Raw genomic sequence first — 22,360 nt, forward strand, 5'->3', positions numbered from 1 at the left:
CCGCCGCGGAGCCCCCGCCCCCGACTCCGAGGCCGCCCGCGTCTACCGCCACCTCAAGGAGGTGTTCGGCGCCGACGGCCCTCGCCGCATCCGGAAGACCGTCGAGCGCGCCGAGCCCAAGGGCGACGCGATCCCGTTCGGCAAGGGCCGCGACCCGCACGACCTCGGCGACGTCCTCGACTCCCTCACCGTGAAGCTCGGCTGGACGGCACCGCTGGCGCAGGGCGACCTGATGTCGTCGTGGACGGCGATCGCCGGCGAGGAGACCGCGAAGCACTCGACTCCGGTGGGCGTCGTCGACGGCGTGCTGACGGTCGCGTGCGAGTCCACGGCGTGGTCGACGCAGCTCCGGCTGATGCGGATCGAGATCATGAACCACATCGCGGTGAACTTCCCCGACGCGGGCATCGCGTCGATCCGTTTCCAGGGCCCGGACGTCCCGAACTGGAAAAAGGGTCCCAGGTCGATTCCAGGGCGTGGTCCGCGCGACACCTACGGCTGAGGACGCATTTTCGGTCGACCGCCGATCTTTCGCGCCTCAGATCGCCGTCCAGCGCTTCGGATCGACTCGGCACGCGGTAGAATGGAGGGCCGCCGAACCGCAGTGACGCCGCCGCGCGGGCGATCTCCAGATCACCGTGCGCGTCGCGACGGACCGTCAGAGGAGAACTCCACAGCTATGACTCACGAGCCGAACGACTCCACGTCACCCGCAGCGAACGACCTGGACGCGAACGGCTCAGCAGCCCCCTCCGCTCCGCACGAGAGCATGTCGACCAAGTCGTCCGGCGACTACGGCGCGAATCAGATCCAGGTCCTCGAGGGCCTCGAGGCGGTCCGCAAGCGCCCCGGCATGTACATCGGATCCACGGGTCCGCGCGGTCTGCACCACCTGGTCTACGAGATCGTCGACAACGCCGTCGACGAGGCGCTCGCGGGCTACTGCGACAACATCGAGATCCTGATGCGAGCCGACGGAGGCGTCACCGTCTCCGACAACGGCCGCGGCATCCCGGTCGACATGCATCCGACCGAGGGCATCTCCACGGTCGAGCTGGTCCTCACCGTGCTCCACGCCGGCGGCAAGTTCGGCGGAGGCGGCTACGCGGTCTCCGGCGGCCTGCACGGCGTCGGCTCCTCCGTGGTCAACGCGCTCTCGACGCGCCTCGACGTCGAGGTCAAGCGCCAGGGTGCCGTGTACCGGATGAGCTTCACCGACGGAGTGCCGGACGCCCCGCTCGAGAAGGGCGAGGCCAGCGACGAGACCGGCACGACGATCACCTTCTGGCCCAACGCCGGCATCTTCGAGACGGTCGAGTTCGACTACGAGACCCTGCGCGCGCGCTTCCAGCAGATGGCGTTCCTCAACAAGGGCCTGCGCATCGCGCTGACCGACCAGAACGAGGTCGAGTTCGAGGGGGAGGGCGAGAACGAGACCGAGGGCGACCGGACCGACGTCTTCCACTACGAGAAGGGCCTCGTCGACTACGTCGAGTACATCAACTCGCTGAAGAAGTCGGACCTCGTGCACTCCGAGATCATCGACTTCGAGTCCGAGGACACCGAGCGCCGCATCTCGCTCGAGGTCGCGATGCAGTGGACCACGGCCTACACCGAGAGCGTCCACACCTACGCCAACACCATCAACACCCACGAGGGCGGCACCCACGAGGAGGGCTTCCGCGCCGCGCTGACCACGCTGGTCAACCGCTACGCGCGCGCGAACAACCTGCTCAAGGAGAAGGACGAGAACCTCTCGGGCGACGACATCCGCGAGGGCCTCACCGCCGTCGTGTCGATCAAGCTCGGCGAGCCGCAGTTCGAGGGCCAGACCAAGACGAAGCTCGGCAACACCGAGGCGAAGGCGTTCGTGCAGCGCGTGGCCGGCGAGCAGCTGGCCGACTGGTTCGACCGCAACCCGAGCCAGGCGAAGGACATCATCCGCAAGGCGATCCAGGCGGCCTCCGCCCGTATGGCGGCGCGGAAGGCGCGCGAGACCGCCCGCCGCAAGGGCCTGCTCGAGGGCGGCGGCATGCCGGGCAAGCTCAAGGACTGCCAGTCCAAGGACCCGTCGATCTCCGAGATCTTCATCGTCGAGGGCGACTCGGCGGGAGGATCCGCGGTGCAGGGCCGCAATCCCGAGACGCAGGCGATCCTCCCCCTCCGCGGCAAGATCCTCAACGTCGAGAAGGCGCGGCTCGACCGCGCTCTCGGCAACAACGAGGTCCAGGCGATGATCACGGCGTTCGGCGCAGGCATCGGCGAGGACTTCAACCCCGACAAGGCGCGGTACCACAAGATCATCCTGATGGCCGACGCCGACGTCGACGGCCAGCACATCACGACGCTGCTGCTGACGCTCCTCTTCCGCTACATGCGCCCGCTGATCGACCTCGGCTACGTGTACCTCGCGCAGCCGCCGCTGTACCGCCTCAAGTGGTCGAACTCCCCGCACGAGTACGTCTACAGCGACCGCGAGCGCGACGCCCTGATCGCGCACGGCTCGGCGACCAACAAGCGCATGCCCAAGGAGAACGGCATCCAGCGCTACAAGGGCCTCGGCGAGATGGACTACAAGGAGCTGTGGGAGACCACGATGGACCCCGCCACGCGGACCCTCCTCCAGGTCACGCTCGACGACGCGGCCGCGGCCGACGAGATCTTCTCCACCCTCATGGGCGAGGACGTCGAGTCCCGCCGCTCCTTCATCCAGAAGAATGCGAAGGACGTGCGCTTCCTCGACATCTAGCTGGCGAGGAAACGGACGTCCTTCGAGAGGCGGCGGCCGGGCGGTCCAGTGGACCGCCCTCGCGACCACCTCGAACACGTGACGGCGGCCCTCGATGGGCCGCATCCTCGACCCGAACGCGACAGAGGCCCTCACCGGCCCGCACACCGACGACACACCTGACACCCAGCGCGACCGCCGCCCCCGCTCCTCCGGGGCACGGACCCACCTGAGAGACCAGAGACCATGGCAGAAGAACCCACCACCCCCACCGGCCCGGACGAGAGCGACGACATCGTCACCGAGACCGGTGTGGTGATCCACGGTCACGACAAGATCGAGCCGGTCGACCTGCAGCTCGAGATGCAGCGCTCCTACCTCGACTACGCGATGAGCGTCATCGTCGGGCGCGCCCTGCCGGAGGTGCGCGACGGCCTGAAGCCCGTGCACCGCCGCGTGATCTACGCCATGTACGACGGCGGCTACCGCCCCGACAAGGCGTTCTCGAAGTGCTCGCGCGTCGTCGGCGACGTGATGGGCCAGTTCCACCCGCACGGCGACTCCGCGATCTACGACGCGCTGGTCCGCCTGGTGCAGCCGTGGAGCCTCCGCTACCCGCTCGCGCTCGGGCAGGGCAACTTCGGCTCCCCCGGCAACGACGGCGCGGCCGCCCCCCGGTACACCGAGACCAAGATGGCGCCGCTCGCGCTCGAGATGGTCCGCGACATCGACAAGAACACCGTCGACTTCCAGGACAACTACGACGGCCGCACCCGCGAGCCGGCGATCCTGCCGGCGCGGTTCCCGAACCTGCTCGTCAACGGCTCCGTCGGCATCGCGGTCGGCATGGCGACCAACATCCCGCCGCACAACCTGCGCGAGGTCGCCGCCGGCGCCAAGTGGGCGCTCGAGAACCCCGACGCGACGCGCGAGGAGCTCCTCGAGGCGCTGCTGCAGCGGATCAAGGGACCCGACTTCCCCACCGGTGCGCAGATCCTCGGCGTCCGCGGCATCCAGGACGCGTACCGCACCGGCCGCGGCTCGATCACGATGCGCGCCGTCGTCTCCATCGAGGAGATCCAGGGCCGCACCTGCCTCGTCGTCACCGAGCTGCCGTACCAGGTGAACCCGGACAACCTGGCGATCAAGATCGCCGAGCTGGTCAAGGACGGGCGCGTCTCGGGCATCGCCGACATCCGCGACGAGACCTCCGGTCGCACCGGCCAGCGCCTCGTCGTCGTCCTCAAGCGCGACGCCGTGGCGAAGGTGGTGCTGAACAACCTCTACAAGCACACCCCGCTGCAGGAGAACTTCGGCGCGAACATGCTCGCCATCGTCGACGGCATCCCGCGCACGCTCTCGCTCGACGGCTTCATCCGCGCGTGGGTCGACCACCAGGTCGAGGTCATCGTGCGCCGAACCCAGTACCTCCTCGACGAGGCGGAGGCGCGGATCCACATCCTGCGCGGCTACCTCAAGGCGCTCGACGCGCTCGACGAGGTCATCGCCCTCATCCGCCGCTCCCCCACCGTGGAGGAGGCGCGCGACGGCCTGATGGAGCTGCTCGACATCGACGAGGTGCAGTCCCGCGCCATCCTCGACATGCAGCTGCGCCGCCTCGCGGCCCTCGAGCGCCAGAAGATCATCGACGAGCACGACCGGATCCAGGCCGAGATCGAGGACTACAAGTCGATCCTCGCGAGCCCCGAGCGCCAGCGCACGATCATCTCGGACGAGCTCGACGAGATCGTCGACCGCTTCGGCGACGACCGCCGCACCGAGATCCTCTTCGGGTTCGACGGCGACATGAGCGTCGAGGACCTGATCCCCGAGGAGGAGATGGTCGTCACCGTCACCCGAGGCGGTTACCTCAAGCGCACCCGGAGCGACTCCTACCGGGCCCAGCACCGCGGCGGCCGCGGCGTGCGCGGCGCGCAGCTGAAGGCCGACGACATCGTCGAGCACTTCTTCGTCACCACCACGCACCACTGGCTGCTGTTCTTCACGAACACCGGCCGCGTGTACCGCGCCAAGACCTACGAGCTGCAGGAGGCCGGCCGCGACGCCAAGGGCCAGCACATCGCGAACCTGCTCGCGCTCGAGCCGGGGGAGCAGATCGCGCAGATCCTCGACATCCGCGACTACGAGGCGGCCCGCTACCTGGTGCTCGCCACGCGCGACGGCCTCGTGAAGAAGACGGCCCTCTCGGAGTACGACACGAACCGCTCCGGCGGCATCATCGCGATCAAGCTGCGCGACGGCGACGAGCTCGTCTCGGCGCTCCTGGTCGAGGAGGACAGCGACGTGCTGCTGGTCTCCCGCAAGGGCATGTCGATCCGCTTCACCGCGTCCGACGAGGCGCTTCGTCCGATGGGCCGCTCGACCTCCGGAGTCCGCGGCATGTCGTTCCGCGGGGAGGACCGCCTCCTCGACGCCAACGTCGTCAGCGACGAGGGCTTCGTCTTCGTGGTCACCGAGGGCGGCTACGCCAAGCGCACCGCGGTCGACCAGTACCGCCTCCAGGGACGCGGCGGGCTGGGCATCAAGGTGGCCAAGCTCGAGGAGAAGCGCGGCGACCTCGTGGGCGCCATCATCACCGGAGAGGACGACGAGGTGCTCGTCGTGCTCGCCAGCGGCAAGGTGGTACGCTCTGCGGTGGCCGAGGTACCGGCCAAGGGTCGCGACACCATGGGAGTCGTCTTCGCACGATTCGCTGAGGACGACCGCATCATCGCACTCGCCAAGAACACCGAACGCAATCTCGACGCCCAGGACGAGGATCCCGACGCCGCGGCGCCGGCCGAGTCCGCCCCGGTGTCGGAGGAGGATGGGTCCGTAGATGAGTAGCACCGTCGCCGAGAAGCTCGCCAGGAAGTCCGCGAAGAGCCCGGCGGCGAAGCAGGTCCGCCTGAAGCTCGTCTACGTCGACTTCTGGTCGGCCGTGAAGCTCTCGTTCCTGCTGGGCCTGACGCTCGCGATCATCACGATCGTCGTCGTCTACCTGGTCTACACGGTCCTGGCCCAGACGGGAGTGTTCGACGAGGTCAACGGCCTCGTGCAGGACATCGCCGGCGCGGAGGCGTTCGACCTCAACACGATCATCTCGCTGCCGCAGGTCATGGGCTTCGCGATCGTCGTCGCGGTGCTGAACACCATCGTCACCACCGCGCTCGGCGCGATCGTGGCGCTGCTGTACAACCTCAGCGTCAAGATCACCGGCGGCCTCCTGGTGGGCTTCACCAACCAGTAGGGCGCACGGTCCGGCCGATTGGGATTCCTGCTCGATGTCGGGTAGAGTCTCCTCTGGCCATTCCGGGGGTATAGCTCAGGCGGTTAGAGCGCTTCACTGATAATGAAGAGGTCCCAGGTTCAAGTCCTGGTACCCCCACCCGGTCCGAACGGCCCGTCACCTCGCGGTGGCGGGCCGTTCGACTCTCGGAGACGGATCGCCCCGTCTCCGGCCCGGGGCCTTAGCTCAGTTGGTAGAGCGCCTGCTTTGCAAGCAGGATGTCAGGAGTTCGAATCTCCTAGGCTCCACACTTCCTCCCCTCTCGCGGGTGCTCCCCCTTTGCCGGCCCTTCTGGTCCACCGGCCCACATCCGGGGTGGTCCCGCGCGTCGGCACTCCCGTCGGCGTGAACGCCGGCGGGCTCTCCTGTCGCCGACCGTGCGGTCGTGCGATCGAGGTCGCCGCTCGGACGGCCGAGCCGTCCCGCTCAGCGGTCCACGCAGGCGAGGCCGAGGAACTGCTGGACCGAGAGAGTCTCGGACGTGCCGTCGCGGATGTCGCCGACGATGATCTCGCCGACGGAGAGCGTGTCGAACTGCTCAGCCGTGAAGACGACCGGGCGGGCGAGCACGGAGCGGTCGGTCGCGTAGGCGCCCAGCGCGAGGTCGACGCCGAGCGGGAACCGCTCGATCACCGTGTCGGCCGGCCAGACCGTGGATCCGGAGAGGTCGGTCGCGCCCAGCTGCGTGACCGGTGACGGGGAGACCCAGCGGGTGACCCTCCGCAGCCCGTCGCCGATGGTCAGGGGGGCGGAGTCGGAGGCGGCGAGGTCGAGGCCGTCGACGGACCCCGAGCACACGACGACGACCCCGAGGACCTCGCCTCGCTCGCCGCCCCGTCCGAGCCCGACCGCGGCCGTGGTCACCGGCTCCTCGGAGGCGCACCCCGAGAGCGCGAGGGCGCCGAGCAGAACGACGGTGCTCGCGAGCGCGGCGCGACGGTGCATGGGTCCTCCCGCGGCCACCCTACGCGGGCAGGGCGAGGGCCAGAGCGGCGAGAGCCTGCGGAAGGGAGGGAGCGCCCTCCGCTCGGAAGACCACCTCTCCGGCCGTGTCCCGCACGACGACCGTGGGGGTCGAGCGGATGCCGGCGGCCTCGGCCTCGACGGGGTGGAAGGCCACGTCGCGCTCGCGGATCTCGGCGGCGGGGACGAGCTCCGCGGCGCGCTCCAGCACCGAGCGCGCGGCATGGCAGGCGCCGCAGAAGGCGGAGGTGTAGAGCTCGACGATCACGACGAAGGGAACGCCGGGGCGCGGCCGGGGATTCCCGGGCACCGTCAGCGGAGGAGCCAGGCCTCGTTCATGGTGAGGGCCGCGTCGACGAGCTCGACGCGCTCCAGCTCCTCGACGTCGCTTAAGGGAAACCAGGCGGCGGCGTCCGTGGAGCCGTCCACCTCGTGCGTGAGCTCGCCGCCCACGATGCGGGCGCGGTAGACGACGCGGATGGCGTGCAGGGGGCCGGCCTCGGGATCGCTGCGGCGGTGCGCGGGGATCACGTGCGAGTCCACGCCGATGAGGGCCTCGAGCTCGGCACGGTAGCCCGTCTCCTCGAAGATCTCGCGGACCGCGGCGTCGGCGGGCGACTCGCCCTCGTCGATCCCGCCGCCCGGAAGCGTCCAGGCCGACCAGGGGCCCTGGCTCCAGTGCGCGAGCAGCATCCGCTCACCGTCGATGATCACGCCGTACGCGGCGACCCGGATGTCCACCGCAGAAGCCTAACCCGGGCATGCGAAGGAGCCGGACCCCCTGAGGGGCCCGGCTCCAGCGACGAGAACGTCAGGAAGCGGTCGAGGCCGCGTTCTGCGCGGCGCTCTGCGGCTCGTCCTCGGCGACCCACAGCTCGTCGTCGGCGCGGAACGTCTGCCAGACGGCGTAGCCGATGCCGCCGACGGCGACCAGCGCGGCGCCGATCGCGAAGACCGTGCCGACCTTGCTCTTCTTCTTCGGGGGAGTGGTGAGCTCCTCCCAGCGCGCCTTCGAGATCTCGGCGAGCTTCGCACGGTTCTTCGAGTCCTTGGCGGCCTCGAAGGCGGCGGCGGCCGTGCCACCGACAGCGGCGAAGGTCGGGACGACCTTGTGCTTGTAGGCGTTGCGGGCCGAGGAGTACGTGCCCTCGACGGCCGAGACGCCGTTGTCGTAGACCGGCTTGACGCGCGAGTCGTACGTGTCCTTGACGAAGGGGACGAGCTCCTTCTTGGCGTACTTCGACGCGTGGCGGCGGCTCTTCTCGAGCACGGAGGCCGCGTGCGCCAGCACCTCCTGCTGCTCGCCCCAGACCGCCTCGGCGTTCTTGCGAAGACGCTTGAGGTCCTTCTTGTGCTTACGTGACAGACCCATGTTGGTCCTCCATCGGCTACGAGCAGCGAACGCCTCAATACTGCCACTCATCGATCGGCGTCCGCATCGCGCACCCAGCGCATTGACACCGGGCGTTGCAGGGGCCTACAGACGCGCTGTGCGAGAATCCGAGCATGCCTTTGCACACCGCAGTCGCGACGTTCCACACCAACAAGGGCGACATCGTCGTCAACCTCTACGGGAACCACGCTCCCAAGACGGTCCGCAACTTCGTCGGTCTCGCGACCGGCGACATCGAGTGGACCCACCCCGCCACGGGTGCGAAGACCAAGGAGCCGCTCTACAACGGCACCGTCTTCCACCGCATCATCCCCGACTTCATGCTCCAGGGCGGCGACCCGCTCGGTCAGGGCATCGGCGGCCCGGGGTACCAGTTCGACGACGAGATCAACTCGGAGCTCGACTTCACCCAGCCCTACATCCTCGCGATGGCGAACGCCGGCAAGCAGGCGGGCCGCGGCACCAACGGCTCGCAGTTCTTCATCACCGTGGCGCCGACCACCTGGCTCCAGGGCAAGCACACCATCTTCGGCGCCGTCGCCGACGAGGAGTCGAAGAAGCTCGTGCAGTCGCTCTCGGCTGTTCCCACCGACGGCCGTGACAAGCCGCTCGAGGACGTCGTGATCGAGAGCGTCGAGATCACCGAGGTCTGATCGCCTCATCCACCACTCATTCGAGGGCCGGGTCCGTCAGGGCCCGGCCCTCGTTCTCCCCGGAGGCACGTCCGTGACCCAGGTCCCGCCGAGCAGCACCTACTCCTGCTACCGACACCCCGACCGGCAGAGCTTCGTGCGCTGCCAGCGGTGCGGCCGCACCATCTGCGGCGAGTGCCAGACGCCCGCTCCGGTCGGCGTGATCTGCCCGGACGACATGGCGCAGCAGCGCGCCACCGCGCCGCGCACCCGCGGTCCCCTCCTCTCCCGCGTGCGGGCCATGACCCGCGCCGACCAGCCGACGGTGACCTACGCGATCATTTCGCTCTGCATCGTGCTGTGGATCGTCGAGATCCTCCCCTTCGTCGGCGGGCCGGCGGTCAACGCGCTCCTGTACGCCCCCGCCTACACGCTCCCCGGCTTCGGCGCCGGTTTCGAGCCGTGGCGGATGCTCACTTCGGTGTTCCTCCACAGCACGTCGCTCTTCATCGTCATCCCGTTCCACCTGGTGCTGAACATGTACACGCTGTGGGTGTTCGGCATGGTGCTCGAGCGGATGCTGGGCCGCGGGCGGTACCTCACCCTCTTCCTCCTGAGCGGTTTCGCCGGGTCGGTGGGCGTCCTGCTCCTCGCGAACCCGCTGACCCCGGTGATCGGCGCCTCCGGTGCGATCTTCGGGCTGATGGGCGCGTACCTGGTGATCCTCCGGCACCTGGGCGGTCAGGCGTCGCAGCTGCTGGTGCTGGTCGGACTGAACCTCGTCATCGGCTTCCTGCCCGGGATGAACGTGGCGTGGCAGGCGCACGTCGGCGGTCTGGTGGCCGGCGCGCTCATCGGGCTGGTCTTCACGAAGACCCGGCAGCGCGCCCAGCGGCGCACGCAGAACCTCCTCGTCGGGCTCATCGGAGTCGGACTGGTGGCGATCACCGCGGGCGCCTACGTCCTCGGCTGATCCCGTCCCCTCCCGCAGCGGCGGGTCCGGCAGTGCCTCGCGCACTCCCGGGCCCGCCGCTTCGTCGTTCCCGCGGCGACCGTCTCCACCGCTGTCCACAGGTGCTCTCAACAGGTGGGGAGGAAGTTATCCACAGAGTTGTTAACACTGGGGAGAACGTCCCGGGTGTCCTCCTCGGGAGGACGATCCGGGGACGGCGGCGCGTCCGAGGACCGGCGGACTGGTGCCGATCGGGGCCCTCCTCGCCTCGAGCAGGCCAGCGCGGAGGGGACCGCGGAGTTCTCCACAGGAGATTCCACAGCTGGGGATAATTACAGCGGTGTAGTTCTCCGGCGGACGGCCACCAGGGCCGTCGCCTCACGGTCGTCGTCGCGGTGCAGCGAGGTGGCGAACCCGGCCGCCTGGAACGCGGAGGCACTCGCCGCGGCCTGATCCGCGCCGACCTCGATCACGACGACGCCGTGGGGTGCGAGCCACGCCCCCGCCTCCTGAGCGATGCGGCGGTGCAGGGCGAGCCCGTCCGATCCGCCGTCGAGCGTGAGCATCGGCTCGTGCACCCGGGCCTCCGGCGGCATGAGCGCGATCGCGGCGGTGGGGACGTAGGGGGCGTTGACGACGACGACGTCGATCCGCCCGCGCTCGCTCCCGGGGAGCGCGTCGAAGAGGTCGCCCTCGTGGACGTCGGCGCGGCCTGCGAGCGTGCGGCGCGCGCAGGCGACGGCGGCGGGGGAGAGGTCGGCCGCGAGCAGGCGGACGTCCGGCCGCTCCTCGGAGATCGACCGGGCGAGGGCGCCGGATCCGCAGCAGAGGTCGAGCACCACGGCGCCGTCCGGGAGGATCTCCAGGGCGCAGTCGACCAGCCATTCGGTGCGCATGCGGGGCACGAAGACGCCGGGTGCGACGGGGACGCGCAGGCCGCGGAAGGCGACCCAGCCGAGGATCTGCTCGAGGGGCTCGCCCGTCTCGCGGCGGCGGAGCAGCAGCTCGAGGTCGGAGGAGGAGCCGGCGGCCTCCTCGAGCAGGCCCGCCTCCTCCTCGGCGAAGACGCAGCCGGCGGCGCGCAGACGCTCCACCGACGACGAACGCCCCGTCGGCGGACCGGACGGGGCGTCGTTCACGACTGGGGGAGGCTCAGCGCCAGCGCGTCGTCATCAGGAAGCCGATGAACGCGATGCCGAAGCCGATCAGGATGTTGAGGTTGCCGAGATCGGGGATCGGCAGGGTGCCCTGGCTCACGTAGAAGACGATGATCCAGGCGAGTCCGAGCAGCATGAAGCCGAACATCACCGGCTTGAACCAGACCGGATTCGGTGCGTTCTCGCCGGTCCGGGCCTCGTCGCGCTCGGGCTTCGGGCTCTTCGTCGCTCGTGCCATGCCGACCACTGTACCGGGCGGAGGCTCCGGGCCGGGAGCGCCGGGGCTGCGCGGGTGCTGTGCGGACTCGCGGAGCGGCCGGTGCGGGCGCTCGAGTGGTCCCATCGGCCCTCCTCAGGCGGCGACTCGGGAGGGCTCTCCACAGGTCCGGATCGTGCGCCACAGCCGGTCACGGCTCGCGCCTAGACTCGTCGCATGACCGCCCAGAACCCCGACGGGGCGGCTCTGCGGCCGCGAGCGAAGCGACGGAGGGCCCGCCCGGTCCGACGACTCTCGTTCTTCGGAGTCGTCGGCGAGCTCCTGATGACCGCCGGCGTCCTGGTCCTGCTCTTCCTGGCCTGGCAGCTCTGGTGGAACGACGCGGTGATCGCGGGCCGGCAGACGACGCAGGCCGCGGAGCTCCGCGAGACCTGGAGCGACTCCTCTCCGGCACCGCAGCCGACCGAGGCCGCCCCGGCGGAGCCGGTCGTCGCGTCGGTCGCCGCCCTCGACACCTCCTTCGGCAACCTCTACATCCCGCGCTACGGCGAGGGGTGGGTGCGCACGATCGCCGAGGGCATCGACGCCGAGAACGTGCTCGACGAGGGGAGCATCGGCCACTACCCCGGGACGCAGATGCCCGGGCAGGCCGGCAACTTCGCGCTCGCCGCGCACCGCAGCGCGTACGGCGGAGGCATGCATCTGATCGACGAGCTCCAGCTCGGCGACCCGATCTACATCGAGACGGCGGACGGCTGGTACACCTACCGCTTCCGCAACCTCGAATACGTCCAGCCCTCCGACGTCCAGGTGATCGACCCGGTCCCGTGGACTCCGGACGCGGCTCCGACCGACCGCCTGATCACGCTGACGAGCTGCAACCCGCTCTACTCGACGGCCGAGCGGATCATCGCGTACGGCGTCTTCGACTCGTTCCAGCCGCGGTCCGCGGGGGCCCCCGCCGAGATCGCCGCCTCGCTGGCTCAGGAGGGCTGACCGTGTACGCAGCGCTGTGGCGGCTCCTGCCCGGGCCGTGGTGGGTCCGGCTCCTGATCGTCCTCGTCCTCGTCGCGGCGGTCCTGGTCGCGCTCGACGAGTGGGTGTTCCCCTGGGTGCAGTCGCTCGTGCTCGACCGGAACGTGACCGTCGGCTCGTGACCGCCGGCGCGGCCCCGCGGATCCTGGTCGTCGACCACCACGACAGCTTCGTCTTCACGCTCGTCTCGTACCTCCGCGAGCTCGGTGCCGAGGTCGACGTGGTCGAGGGCGACGACCTCGGGACGACGGCGCTCCTGGCTCGCGCGGAGGAGGCGGACGGGGTCCTGGTCTCACCCGGGCCGGGCCGTCCCGGGGACGTCCCCGCGTCGACGGCGCTCGTGCAGCGGGCGGAGGCGACCGGGCGGCCGCTGCTCGGAGTCTGCCTCGGCCACCAGGTGCTCGCCCATGCTCTCGGCGCCCGCGTCACGGAGGCGCCGGAGCTGCTGCACGGCCGGACGTCCGCGGTCCTCCACGACGGAGATCCGCTCTTCGATGGCCTGCCCTCCGGATTCGCCGCGATGCGGTACCACTCGCTCGCGGTCGACGGCGAGAGCCTTCCCGAGGAGCTGCGGGTGACGGCGCGGACACCGGAGGGAGTGGTCATGGCCGTCCGGCACCGGAGTGCTCCGCTCGTGGGCGTGCAGTTCCATCCGGAGTCGGTCCTCACCGAGGGCGGGCGGCGCCTTCTCGAGAACTGGCTGCGCGAGGTGAGGCCGGGCGGAGCGTCCGTATCGGCCGACGACACGCCCGGACTCTCGATCCCGGCTCGATGAGGCGGAATTCGCCGGGCTTATCGGGCTCGTTATCGAGTCGAGAGCATTGAGAATGATCAGCGACCACCGTCCCCCGAACGGGGATGCCGCCCTGAGTGCGTTCTCACGTAGAAATCCGCCATCTGACGGCTAAATGACGGCGGGCGGAGGAGAACGCCGCGACAGGGTATGAGCGTGACCTTGTCCACCCCCTTGCGCACCCCCCGATCAGGTGGCGGGATTTGACGGGCTCCCGGCGGAGGATGCGGCCCCTTTTCCCTGCATAATCAGAGGGCGTCGACAGGGGGTCGGCGCCACAAGAGAAGTCCGGGGGGACCAGATGGTCGCATCGATCTCCTGGGCTTTCTCGGGAATCCGAGAGCTCGAGAATCTCGGACCGCGCATCGTCGTCAAACCCGGCACCGTTCCGAGCATCACCGGTTCGGGATTCGGCACCGCCGATCTGAGCGTCGTGCTGATGACGGTCTCGCCGCTGCGCGTCCTCCGCGGGACGTGGCCGGCCGACGACACCTCCTTCCTCACCTTCAGCTTCCTCATCGACGGCTTCGTGCGCATGGTCGCCCCGGACCGAACTGTGCTGCTGCGTCCGGGCTCGATCTCGTACCAGCAGGGGACGACGACGTTCACGACCGAGTCGACGACTCCGGCCACGATCCTCCACCTCTCACTGCGCGCCGACGAGATGCGCCGCTACGGCTTCGACACGTCGGCCCCGGTCTACGCGCTCGATCCCGACGCCCGGTCCACCCGCGCCGCGTACGCCTTCACGACCGCCTTCGCCCTCGCGGCGGAGTCCGGGACGGGTCTGCCCGGCGAGGGCGAGGTCACCGGCTTCGCCCACGTGGTCAAGCAGCTCCTCACCAGCGCGTTCCTCGCGGCGGCGAGCTCGCAGCCCGGCACCACGAGCGTCCGGGCCGCCACGCTCGGACGCGCGCGCACGGTCATCGACCGGACGCACCGCACGCCGCGCTGCACCCCGGAGGCGGTGGCCGACGCGGTCAACGTGTCCACCCGCTCCCTCCAGCGGCTCTTCGAGGACGCGGGCACCACGGTCGCGAGCGAGATCGAGCGCTCCCGGGTCGCCAGCGCCGTGGAGCTCCTGCGCCGCCGCCCGCGGGAGGTCCCGCTCGAGGCGATCGCCGCCGCGTCCGGATTCTCCTCGGCGGACCACCTCCGCCGTGCGCTCAAGCGCCGCGAGGGGCTCACCCCGAGCGACATCCGCGGCAGGATCGCGCGCCCCGCCGACGGATCGGCAGCCGGCGAGGTCGTGCGGCTCCAGCCCCCGCTCGCCGACGCACGCCGGGCGTAGCGGTTCACCTCGGGGCAGTCGGCCCCGTGGAGCATCGAACCCGACGAGCGACGTCCGGACGAGCCCTTCTCGCCGCGCAGAGCAGCGGCCCGGCCTCCACCGGGCACCGTCGGCCGACGCCGCAGCCGCAGCGGGCTGCAGGCCGGGTCAGCCCGCGCAGTAGCCGAGCTGGACGGTCGATCCCTGCGGGACGTCGCCCGGAGCCAGGGACTGGGTCGTGATGGGCGGGTTCGCCCGGGTCGCGTCGCAGGTCTCGTCCGGGACCTCGACCCCCACGAGCTGCAGCTTCTCGGAGGCGAGGGTGGCCAGTGCGCTGCTGAGGGACGTCCCGACGAGGTCGGGGAGCGTGACCTGGCCGGAGGAGACGGTGAGGTCGACCGGCGTGCCCGGGGCGACCTGCTGGCCCGCTCCGGGGGAGGCGGAGAGCACGACGTCGCCCGGGACGGTCGGCGAGTTCTCGCGGGTCTGGGAGCCCTCGACGAAGCCGACGGCGGTGAGCGCGTCGATGGCCTCGGCGAGGCTCTGCCCGACGGTGTCCGGCACGGCGACGGGCTGCGGACCCTGGGACACGACGATGCGGATGACCGTCTCGGGTGCGACGATCGTGCCGGATCCCGGATCCGTGCGGATCACCTCGCCCTCGGGGACGGTCGAGCTGTACTCCGCGACCTGGCTCGGCACGAGATCGAGCTCGGTCAGGGTCGACTGCGCGCTGTCGTAGGTGGTCTCGGTGAGGGTGGGGACCTCGCGCGACTGCGACGGCAGCGTCGACGCGGGCTGGAGCGTCAGCACCCAGATCACGAGTGCGGCGACGATCACGGCCAGCACGACGATCGAGGACCAGATCCAGAGGACCGGCGGGCGGCGCTGGGTGCGGACGATCGAGTTGTCCTCGGCCAGCTGGCGGAGGGCGAGCTCGGAGTCGTTGACTCCGCCCTGGCTGCGGGCCGCGAAGAGCGAGGTGGTCAGCTCGTCGATCGGGCGGTGGTCGGGGAGGCGTCCCGCGGCGGCGTCGCGCAGGTCGTCGCGGAACTCCGCAGCTCCCTGGAAGCGCTCGTAGCGGTCCTTCGACAGTGCGCGGGCGACGACCGCGTCGAGTGCTGGGGTGACGGCCGGGTTGATGGAGCTCGGCGCCGGCGGCGTCTCGCTGACGTGCTGGTAGGCGACGGCCACCGGGGTGTCGCCGCGGAAGGGCGCACGGCCGGTGAGGAGCTCGAAGAGCACGATGCCGGCGGAGTAGAGGTCGCTGCGGGCGTCGACCTGCTCGCCCTTCGCCTGCTCGGGGGAGAAGTAGGCCGCGGTGCCGAGGATCGCCGTGGTCTGAGCGACCGTGGCGGCGGAGTCGGAGACGGCGCGGGCGATCCCGAAGTCCATCACCTTCACCTGGCCCGACGGGGTCAGCATGATGTTGCCGGGCTTGATGTCGCGGTGGACGACACCTGCGCGGTGCGAGTACTCGAGGGCGGTGAGGATGCCCTCCGTGATGCGGACGGCCTCGTCCACGTCGAGGGGGCCCTCGGCGATCAGGTCCTTGAGGAGGCGGCCCTCGATGTGCTCCATGACGATGAAGGGCCGGCGCGACTCGGCGCCGTTGTCGTCGAGCGAGACCTCCTCGCCCGCGTCGAAGACCCGGACGATCGTGGGGTGCGACATGCGCGACGCGGACTGCGCCTCCTGCCGGAACCGCAGGCGGAAGGCGGAGTCGGAGGAGAGGGAGAGCTTCAGCTCCTTGATGGCGACGGTGCGGCCGAGCCGGGTGTCGGTGCCGAGGTACACCTCGGACATCCCGCCGCGGCCGAGCCGGGGCCCGACCTGGTACCGTCCCGCGATCAGGCGACCCTCATCCGTCACGCGCACGCTCCCGCCCTGTACTTCCGTGTGGTGCGGCCCCGAGGAGCCACGGCAAGTGTACCTACGGGCCCCTGGTGTTCCGGGCGGGGGCGCGACGCGACGGCCGCGAGGCGCCGGGCCGGAGCGGTGCCCCGGCCCGGCGCGCCGCCGCTACTCGGAGGGGGTGGGCGTCGAGGTGGCCTTCGAGGTGGGGGTCGGCGCCGGGGTCGGAGCCGGCTCCTCGACGGTGACGGAGAGGGTGGGCGAGGCCGCCGACTCCGACTCGCCGCAGAGCACGGTGTACGTGACGTCGATCGTGCCGGCCGTGGTGCCGGCCTGGATCGTCGCGGTCGTCGAGTTCGACGGGTTGGTGCTCGTCACGCTCGCGCCCTCACCGGTCGCGGTCACCCGGTAACCGCTCACGGAGGTTCCGCTCGGGCACTGGTTGTAGTTGCTCCAGGTGACGTTGAACGTCGCGCCCGCCTCGACGCTGGAGGCGGCGGGGGTGACGGTCGGCACGGCGGTCGGTGCGTCCGGAGTCGCGACGTCGGTGAAGACGGAGACCTCGATGGTCGTGCCCTTCACCACGTTCGCGGTGGGGTTCACGTCCTCGACGAGTCCGACCTGCTCGGCGGTGGGGGCGCTCGGACCGTCCGCGCGGCGGACGCCCATGCCCAGGGCCTCGAGCTCGGTCTCGACGTCGTCGAAGGAGCGCCCGACGTAGTCGGCCTTGTCGATGACGACCGTGTTCGAGGTCGGCGTCGGCGTGGGGCTCGGAGTCTCGGACGGCGTCGGCGACGGGGCCGTGCTGGTCGGCGCGGTGGGGGAGGCGGCCGGGTCGCTGCTCCCGCCGGTCGTCAGGGCGAAGATCGTGCCCGCGATGACGACGGCGAGGATCACGATGAGGGCGATCAGCGGCCAGGTCCAGGGGCTGCGCCGCCGCGGCTCCTCGGCCGGCTCGAGCGGCTCCTCGATCGGCACGAACGGAGCGGCGGCCGCCGCGGGCGCCCCGGAGGGGAGCACCGTGGTCGCCTGCGTCGCGCCCTGGTTGGAGGGGAGGACCGTGGTCGACTGCGTCGCGGGAAGGTCGCTGAGGACCGCGGGGACGGCCAGCGCCGCTCCGCGCACGTCGCCCGAGCGCAGCGCCTGGGCCGCCCGCGCGAGGTGCGCGGCGGTGGCGGGGCGGTCGGCCGGCTTCTTGGCGATGCAGGAGTAGACGAGGTTGCGCACCGGCTCCGCGACCGTGACCGGCAGCTCCGGCGGGGTGTCGTTGATCTGCGCCATCGCGATGGCGACCTGCGACTCGCCCGTGAAGGGGCGGCGCCCGGCCAGGCACTCGTACGCGACGATGCCCAGCGAGTAGATGTCGGTGGCGGGGGAGGCGGGCTGGCCGCTCGCCTGCTCCGGGGACAGGTACTGGACCGTGCCCATGACCTGCCCGGTCGCCGTCAGCGGGACCTGGTCGGCGATGCGCGCGATGCCGAAGTCGGTGATCTTGACGCGGCCGTCCGGCGTGATGAGCAGGTTGCCCGGCTTCACGTCGCGGTGCACGAGGCCCGCGGCGTGCGCGGCGTGCAGGGCGAGCGCGGTCTGCGCGACGATGTCGAGGACCTTGTCGGTCGACAGGACGCGCTCGCGCTCGAGGACGGTCGAGAGCGCCTCGCCGGGGACGAGCTCCATGACCAGGTAGGCCGAGCCGTCCTCCTCGCCGTAGTCGTAGACGTTGGCGATGCCCTCGTGGTTGACCAGCGCCGCGTGGCGGGCCTCGGCGCGGAAGCGCTCGAGGAAGCCGGGGTCGCCGAGGTACTCGTCCTTCAGGATCTTGATCGCGATGGTGCGGCCGATGACCAGATCGGTCGCCTGCCACACCTCTCCCATGCCGCCGATGGCGATCCGGGACTGCAGCTCGTAGCGTCCCCCGAAGGTGAGGCCTGTCGTGGGTCTCATTTGTTCAGCACCGCCTCTAGTACCTGTTGTCCGATGGGTGCGGCGATCAGGTTGCCGTACCCGGTCTGGCCGAGCCCTCCACCGTTCTCCACGAGCACGGTGATGGCGTACTGCGGGTCGTCCGCAGGCGCGAAGCCGGTGAACCAGAGGGTGTACGGGTCGTCCCCGCCGTTCTCGGCGGTACCGGTCTTACCGGCCACAGTGACGCCCCCTATTGTTGCATTCGTCGCCGCGCCGCCCTGGACGCTGGCGACCATCATCGCCTTGACGGCGTCCGCGGTCTGCGTGCTCACCGCCCGGCCGAGCGACTTCTCCTGGAACTGCTGCAGCACGCTGAGGTCCTGCGAGCGGATCGAGTCGACCAGGTTCGGCTGCATCACCTCGCCGCCGTTCGCGATCGCCGCGGAGACCATGGCGATCTGCAGCGGCGTCGCGCGCACCTCGTACTGCCCGAAGGCGGTGAGGGCCGTCTGGGCGTCGTCCGTCTTCGTCGGGTAGGTGCTCGCCTCGACCGACATCGGGATCTCGAGCTCGGTGTCGAAGCCGAACTTCTCGGCCTGCGAGCGGATCGCGTCCGCTCCCAGCTGCACGCCCATCTCGGCCATCGGGACGTTGCAGGAGAGCGAGACGGCGGTCGCCAGCGTGACCGTCTCTCCGGAGCCGCAGAGACCGCCTCCGGAGTTGATCACCTGCGACGAGGAGCCGGGCAGCGTGTACGACTCGACGTTGGGGAAGCTCGAGTCGGCGGTGAAGCGGCCGGACTCGAGGGCGGCCGAGGCCACGACGAGCTTGAAGACGGAGCCGGGCGGGTTGAGCGAGCCGCCGATGGCCCGGTTCACGAGGGGCTCGGAGGAGTCGTCGTTCAGCGCCCGGTAGGCGGCGAGGACGTCGTCGGTGTCGTGGGAGGCGAGCGCGGTGGGGTCGAAAGTGGGCTTCGAGACCATCGCGAGGATGCGGCCGGTGGCCGGCTCCGTCACGACGACGGCCCCCGTGTAGTCGCCGAGCGCGTCGAAGGCGGCCTGCTGGGCGACCGGGTCGATCGAGAGCTCGACCGACGCGCCCTTCGGGTCCTGGCCCGTGACGAGGTTGTTGATCTCGTCGAAGAACTGCGAGTTCGAGGTGCCCGAGAGGTAGTCGTTGAGCGTGCGCTCGATGCCGGTGGTGCCCTGGTTCAGGGTGAAGTAGCCGGTCACGGCGGAGTAGAGCGGGCCGTTCGCGTACTGCCGCTGGAACTTGTAGAGGTCGTCCGACGGCGTCGAGGAGGCGATCGGCTGACCGCCGGCGAGGATCGCACCGCGCTCGGTCGAGAAGCTCTCGTAGAGGGTCCGCGTGTTGCGGCCGTCCTCGTCGAGGGAGTCGGCCTGGATCACCTGGATGGTGGTGGTGGAGAGGAAGAGGGCCACGAACATCGTCAGCACGACGAGGCTCACCCGTTTGAGTTCTCGGTTCATCGACGGATCACACCACCAGACGAGGCTGACTGCGGACTGTGTCGGACAGGCGCAGCAGCACCGCCACGATCATCCAGTTCGCCACGAGGGAGGAGCCGCCGGCGGCGAGGAACGGCGTGGTCAGGCCGGTCAGCGGGATGACGCGGGTGACGCCTCCGATGACGATGAAGCACTGCAGGGCGATCACGAACGAGAGGCCGACTCCCAGGAGGCGCCCGAAGTCGTCCTGCCCGGCGAAGCCGATGCGGAACCCGCGCGAGACCAGCAGGAGGTAGAGGCCGAAGATCGCGAAGAGCCCGGCGAGGCCCAGCTCCTCGCCGAGGCTGGCGATGATGTAGTCGGACTGCGGGACCGGCGTGAGATCCGGCATCCCCTGGCCGAGGCCCGTGCCGAGCAGCCCGCCGTGCGCGAGGCCGAAGAGGCCCTGCACGAGCTGGTAGCTGCCGCCCGGATCCGCCCCGTAGCGCTCGGCGCTGAAGGGCTCGAGCCAGTTGGCGAAGCGGTTGCCCACGTAGTCGAGCGTCTGGCTCGCCAGCAGCGCGCCGCCGAGGAACAGGCCGACGCCGATGAGGACCCAGCTGGTGCGCCCGGTCGCGACGTAGAGCATGACCAGGAACAGGCCGAAGTAGAGCAGAGCCGTCCCCAGGTCGCGCTGGAAGACGATGACGCCCATCGTGACCGCCCAGACCACCAGGATCGGGCCGAGGTCGCGCAGGCGCGGGAAGCGCATCCCGAGGACGGTGCGGCCCACCATCGAGAGGGAGTCGCGGTTGCGCACGAGGTAGCCGGCGAAGAAGACCGCGAGGGCGATCTTGGCGATCTCGCCGGGCTGGAAGCTCGCCACGTCGCCGATCCCGATCCACACGCGCGCGCCGCTGACCTCGCGGCCGATGAAGGGCAGGAGCGGCAGCAGGAGCAGCACGATCGCCGCGAACCCGGCGACGTAGGTGTAGCGGAACAGCACGCGGTGGTTGCGGATGACCAGCAGCACCACGATCGCCGCCACGACGGCCAGGGCGCTCCAGAAGATCTGCCGCACCGCCACCGACTCCCAGCCGGTCGCGCCGTCGGCGATGTCGATCCGGTAGATCTCGGCGACGCCCAGGCCGTTCAGCACGGTGGCGATCGGGAGGAGGAAGGGGTCGGCCGCCGGGGCCGCGAAGCGCAGCACGACGTGCACGGCGAGCACGAGCGCCGAGAGGCCGGCGCCCAGCGAGACCAGCGTGGTGTCGATCGAGCCGAGGGCGCCGAGCTGCACGAGCACGATCGCGCCGGCGTCGATGAGGCATGCGCCGATCAGGAGCAGGAGCTCGAGATTGCGCAGCTTCTGGCGGAAGAAGCCCTGCCGCTCGGGGGCGGGGCGGGCGGTGGCCGTGGCGGCGTCCGTCATGGTGCTCCGTTCGCGTCCGTGAGGCGCTCGACGATGTCGACCGCGCCGGCGTAGGAGTCGGCGCTGATCGTCTGCTCCAGCTGCTCGACGTCGTAGGCGCGGAGGGAGTCGAGCGGGATGCCCGTGTCCTCCTTCACCTCCGAGAGCGAGAGCGGGCCGACCGACTGCTGGACACCCTGGTAGATGATCACGGTGTCCCCGTCGGTGCCGACGTAGAAGCGCGACTGCGTCCAGTCGTAGGCGAAGAGGATCCCGAGGAATCCGATGATGAGCACGAGGGACAGGCCGACGAGCCAGGTGATGCGGCGGCGCAGGTGCCGGCGGCGGTCCTCCTCGATCAGCTCGTCGAGGTAGTCCTCGGACGCGGGCTCGAAGTGGGTGGGGCCCTGCGCGGCGGGAGCCCGGGTGTGCAGGCGGAGCCCGGGGATCCGGACGCGGTTCTGCGAGTCGTCGGTGCTGAAGGGCGTGGGCGCGGCGGCGGATCCGACGACCACCGGCTCCTCCACGGGGGCGAGGATGCGCGCGGTGTCGCCCGCCCCGGGGATGTCGAGGACGACGACGGTGACGTTGTCCGGGGCGCCGTGCGAGAGGCTGTCGCGGATCAGGCGGTCGGCCACCTGCTGGGCGGTCTCGTCGCGGCTGAGCTCCTTGAGGATCTCGTCGTGCGGGACGACGCCGGAGAGGCCGTCGGAGCAGATCAGCCAGCGGTCGTGCGGCTCGGTCTCGAGCGTGAGCGTGTCGATCTCGGGGTTGGTGTGCACGTCGCCGAGGACCCGCATCAGCACGGAGCGGCGCGGATGCGTCATCGCCTCCTCCTCCGTGATGCGGCCGGAGTCGACGAGGCGCTGCACGAAGGTGTGGTCCGTCGTGACCTGCTCGAGCCGGCCGTCGCGGAGGACGTAGATGCGGGAGTCGCCGATGTGCGCGATCGCCACCGACTCGCCGACGCGGGCGATCGCGCTGACGGTGGTGCCCATGCCGGTGAGCTCGGGGTGGTCGACCACGGCGTCGGCCAGCAGGGTGTTGGCCGCCAGCAGGGTGCGCTTGAGCTCGTCTTCGGCCTCGTAGGTGGAGGCGTAGACGCGGTCCGCCTCCGCGATGCGCTTGATCGCGATGGAGGAGGCGACGTCGCCGCCCGCGTGACCGCCCATGCCGTCGGCGACGACGAAGAGCTGCCGGCCCGCGTAGCCGGAGTCCTGGTTGTTGGAGCGGATCCTGCCGACGTGCGAGACGGCGGCGCTCTCGCGCACCGCGCCGTGGCCGGAGCCGCTCTCCGGAGTGGGGGCCACGCG

The 22,360-nt window shown here is 70.5% G+C and carries 21 protein-coding genes and 2 tRNA genes; 12 read left to right on the forward strand and 11 right to left on the reverse strand.

Annotated elements, in window-relative coordinates; translation table 11 throughout:
- The 6 genes from C5C39_RS15180 to C5C39_RS15205 all read left to right on the forward strand — a co-directional run.
- On the forward strand, nt 1-502 hold a 502-nt coding region (locus C5C39_RS15180; RefSeq protein ID WP_258075859.1), incomplete at its 5' end, for a DUF721 domain-containing protein.
- Nucleotides 503-769: 267 nt separating this feature from the next.
- Entirely contained in the window at nt 770-2,749 is a 1,980-nt protein-coding gene (gyrB, locus tag C5C39_RS15185) for a DNA topoisomerase (ATP-hydrolyzing) subunit B (RefSeq protein WP_208543372.1), read from the forward strand.
- A gap of 225 nt (nt 2,750-2,974) precedes the next feature.
- On the forward strand, nt 2,975-5,575 hold the full coding sequence (gene gyrA / locus C5C39_RS15190; protein ID WP_104222674.1) for a DNA gyrase subunit A: 2,601 nt from the start codon (nt 2,975-2,977) through the stop codon (nt 5,573-5,575).
- On the forward strand, nt 5,568-5,978 hold the full coding sequence (locus C5C39_RS15195; protein ID WP_104222673.1) for a DUF3566 domain-containing protein: 411 nt from the start codon (nt 5,568-5,570) through the stop codon (nt 5,976-5,978). The genes gyrA and C5C39_RS15195 overlap by 8 nt, the downstream gene beginning before the upstream one ends.
- Nucleotides 5,979-6,042: 64 nt before the next feature.
- Nucleotides 6,043-6,116 (forward strand) — tRNA-Ile (locus tag C5C39_RS15200).
- 76 nt (nt 6,117-6,192) lie between these two features.
- Nucleotides 6,193-6,265: transfer RNA gene (locus C5C39_RS15205), tRNA-Ala, on the forward strand.
- Between the two features lie 178 nt (nt 6,266-6,443).
- Here C5C39_RS15205 and C5C39_RS15210 read toward each other — a convergent pair.
- The 4 genes from C5C39_RS15210 to C5C39_RS15225 form a co-directional block, all read right to left on the reverse strand.
- Nucleotides 6,444-6,962: a hypothetical protein gene (locus tag C5C39_RS15210; protein WP_104222672.1), complete on the reverse strand. Its 519-nt coding sequence runs from the start codon at nt 6,960-6,962 to the stop codon at nt 6,444-6,446.
- Nucleotides 6,963-6,981: 19 nt separating this feature from the next.
- Nucleotides 6,982-7,248: a thioredoxin family protein gene (locus C5C39_RS15215; RefSeq protein ID WP_104222728.1), complete on the reverse strand. Its 267-nt coding sequence runs from the start codon at nt 7,246-7,248 to the stop codon at nt 6,982-6,984.
- A 44-nt stretch (nt 7,249-7,292) separates the two neighbouring features.
- Entirely contained in the window at nt 7,293-7,721 is a 429-nt protein-coding gene (locus tag C5C39_RS15220; protein ID WP_104222671.1) for an NUDIX hydrolase, read from the reverse strand.
- 70 nt (nt 7,722-7,791) lie between these two features.
- Complete coding sequence (locus tag C5C39_RS15225; RefSeq protein ID WP_104232995.1) at nt 7,792-8,352, reverse strand: hypothetical protein; 561 nt, start codon at nt 8,350-8,352, stop codon at nt 7,792-7,794.
- A gap of 134 nt (nt 8,353-8,486) precedes the next feature.
- Here C5C39_RS15225 and C5C39_RS15230 point away from each other — a divergent pair, with 134 nt between their 5' ends.
- On the forward strand, nt 8,487-9,026 hold the full coding sequence (locus C5C39_RS15230) for a peptidylprolyl isomerase (protein ID WP_104222669.1): 540 nt from the start codon (nt 8,487-8,489) through the stop codon (nt 9,024-9,026).
- 73 nt (nt 9,027-9,099) lie between these two features.
- Nucleotides 9,100-9,978: a rhomboid family intramembrane serine protease gene (locus tag C5C39_RS15235; protein WP_104353777.1), complete on the forward strand. Its 879-nt coding sequence runs from the start codon at nt 9,100-9,102 to the stop codon at nt 9,976-9,978.
- Between the two features lie 311 nt (nt 9,979-10,289).
- Here C5C39_RS15235 and C5C39_RS15240 read toward each other — a convergent pair whose 3' ends face one another.
- Both C5C39_RS15240 and C5C39_RS15245 read right to left on the reverse strand, forming a co-directional pair.
- A complete protein-coding gene (locus tag C5C39_RS15240; RefSeq protein WP_104353778.1) occupies nt 10,290-11,051 on the reverse strand; it encodes a putative protein N(5)-glutamine methyltransferase in 762 nt (253 codons plus the stop codon).
- A 58-nt stretch (nt 11,052-11,109) separates the two neighbouring features.
- Entirely contained in the window at nt 11,110-11,352 is a 243-nt protein-coding gene (locus C5C39_RS15245; RefSeq protein WP_104222667.1) for a cell division protein CrgA, read from the reverse strand.
- A 195-nt stretch (nt 11,353-11,547) separates the two neighbouring features.
- On the opposite strand from C5C39_RS15245, the gene C5C39_RS15250 reads away from it, so the two are divergent.
- The 4 genes from C5C39_RS15250 to C5C39_RS15260 all read left to right on the forward strand — a co-directional run bounded on the left by C5C39_RS15250 (nt 11,548) and on the right by C5C39_RS15260 (nt 14,450).
- Nucleotides 11,548-12,327: a class E sortase gene (locus C5C39_RS15250; RefSeq protein WP_104345731.1), complete on the forward strand. Its 780-nt coding sequence runs from the start codon at nt 11,548-11,550 to the stop codon at nt 12,325-12,327.
- Nucleotides 12,328-12,329: 2 nt separating this feature from the next.
- Nucleotides 12,330-12,488: a hypothetical protein gene (locus tag C5C39_RS17635; RefSeq protein ID WP_167299010.1), complete on the forward strand. Its 159-nt coding sequence runs from the start codon at nt 12,330-12,332 to the stop codon at nt 12,486-12,488.
- Nucleotides 12,485-13,141: an aminodeoxychorismate/anthranilate synthase component II gene (locus C5C39_RS15255; RefSeq protein ID WP_104262581.1), complete on the forward strand. Its 657-nt coding sequence runs from the start codon at nt 12,485-12,487 to the stop codon at nt 13,139-13,141. Before C5C39_RS17635 ends, C5C39_RS15255 begins: the two co-directional genes overlap by 4 nt.
- A gap of 319 nt (nt 13,142-13,460) precedes the next feature.
- Nucleotides 13,461-14,450 carry a helix-turn-helix domain-containing protein gene (locus C5C39_RS15260; protein WP_104222664.1) on the forward strand — a complete coding sequence of 330 codons (990 nt, stop codon included), beginning with the start codon at nt 13,461-13,463 and terminating at the stop codon, nt 14,448-14,450.
- A gap of 147 nt (nt 14,451-14,597) precedes the next feature.
- Here C5C39_RS15260 and pknB read toward each other — a convergent pair whose 3' ends face one another.
- The 5 genes from pknB to C5C39_RS15285 form a co-directional block, all read right to left on the reverse strand.
- Entirely contained in the window at nt 14,598-16,301 is a 1,704-nt protein-coding gene (pknB, locus tag C5C39_RS15265) for a Stk1 family PASTA domain-containing Ser/Thr kinase (RefSeq protein WP_104222663.1), read from the reverse strand.
- Between the two features lie 150 nt (nt 16,302-16,451).
- A complete protein-coding gene (locus C5C39_RS15270; protein WP_104353779.1) occupies nt 16,452-18,227 on the reverse strand; it encodes a serine/threonine-protein kinase in 1,776 nt (591 codons plus the stop codon).
- Nucleotides 18,224-19,678, reverse strand: a complete 1,455-nt coding sequence (locus C5C39_RS15275; RefSeq protein ID WP_104232999.1) for a penicillin-binding protein 2 — start codon at nt 19,676-19,678, stop codon at nt 18,224-18,226. Before C5C39_RS15275 ends, C5C39_RS15270 begins: the two co-directional genes overlap by 4 nt.
- Nucleotides 19,679-19,685: 7 nt before the next feature.
- On the reverse strand, nt 19,686-21,068 hold the full coding sequence (locus C5C39_RS15280; protein WP_104225777.1) for an FtsW/RodA/SpoVE family cell cycle protein: 1,383 nt from the start codon (nt 21,066-21,068) through the stop codon (nt 19,686-19,688).
- Nucleotides 21,065-22,357: a Stp1/IreP family PP2C-type Ser/Thr phosphatase gene (locus C5C39_RS15285; RefSeq protein WP_258066123.1), complete on the reverse strand. Its 1,293-nt coding sequence runs from the start codon at nt 22,355-22,357 to the stop codon at nt 21,065-21,067. The genes C5C39_RS15280 and C5C39_RS15285 overlap by 4 nt, the downstream gene beginning before the upstream one ends.
- Nucleotides 22,358-22,360: the final 3 nt, after the last annotated feature.

The sequence above is a fragment of the Rathayibacter sp. AY1F3 genome (assembly GCF_002931975.1).
Lineage (GTDB): Bacteria > Actinomycetota > Actinomycetes > Actinomycetales > Microbacteriaceae > Rathayibacter.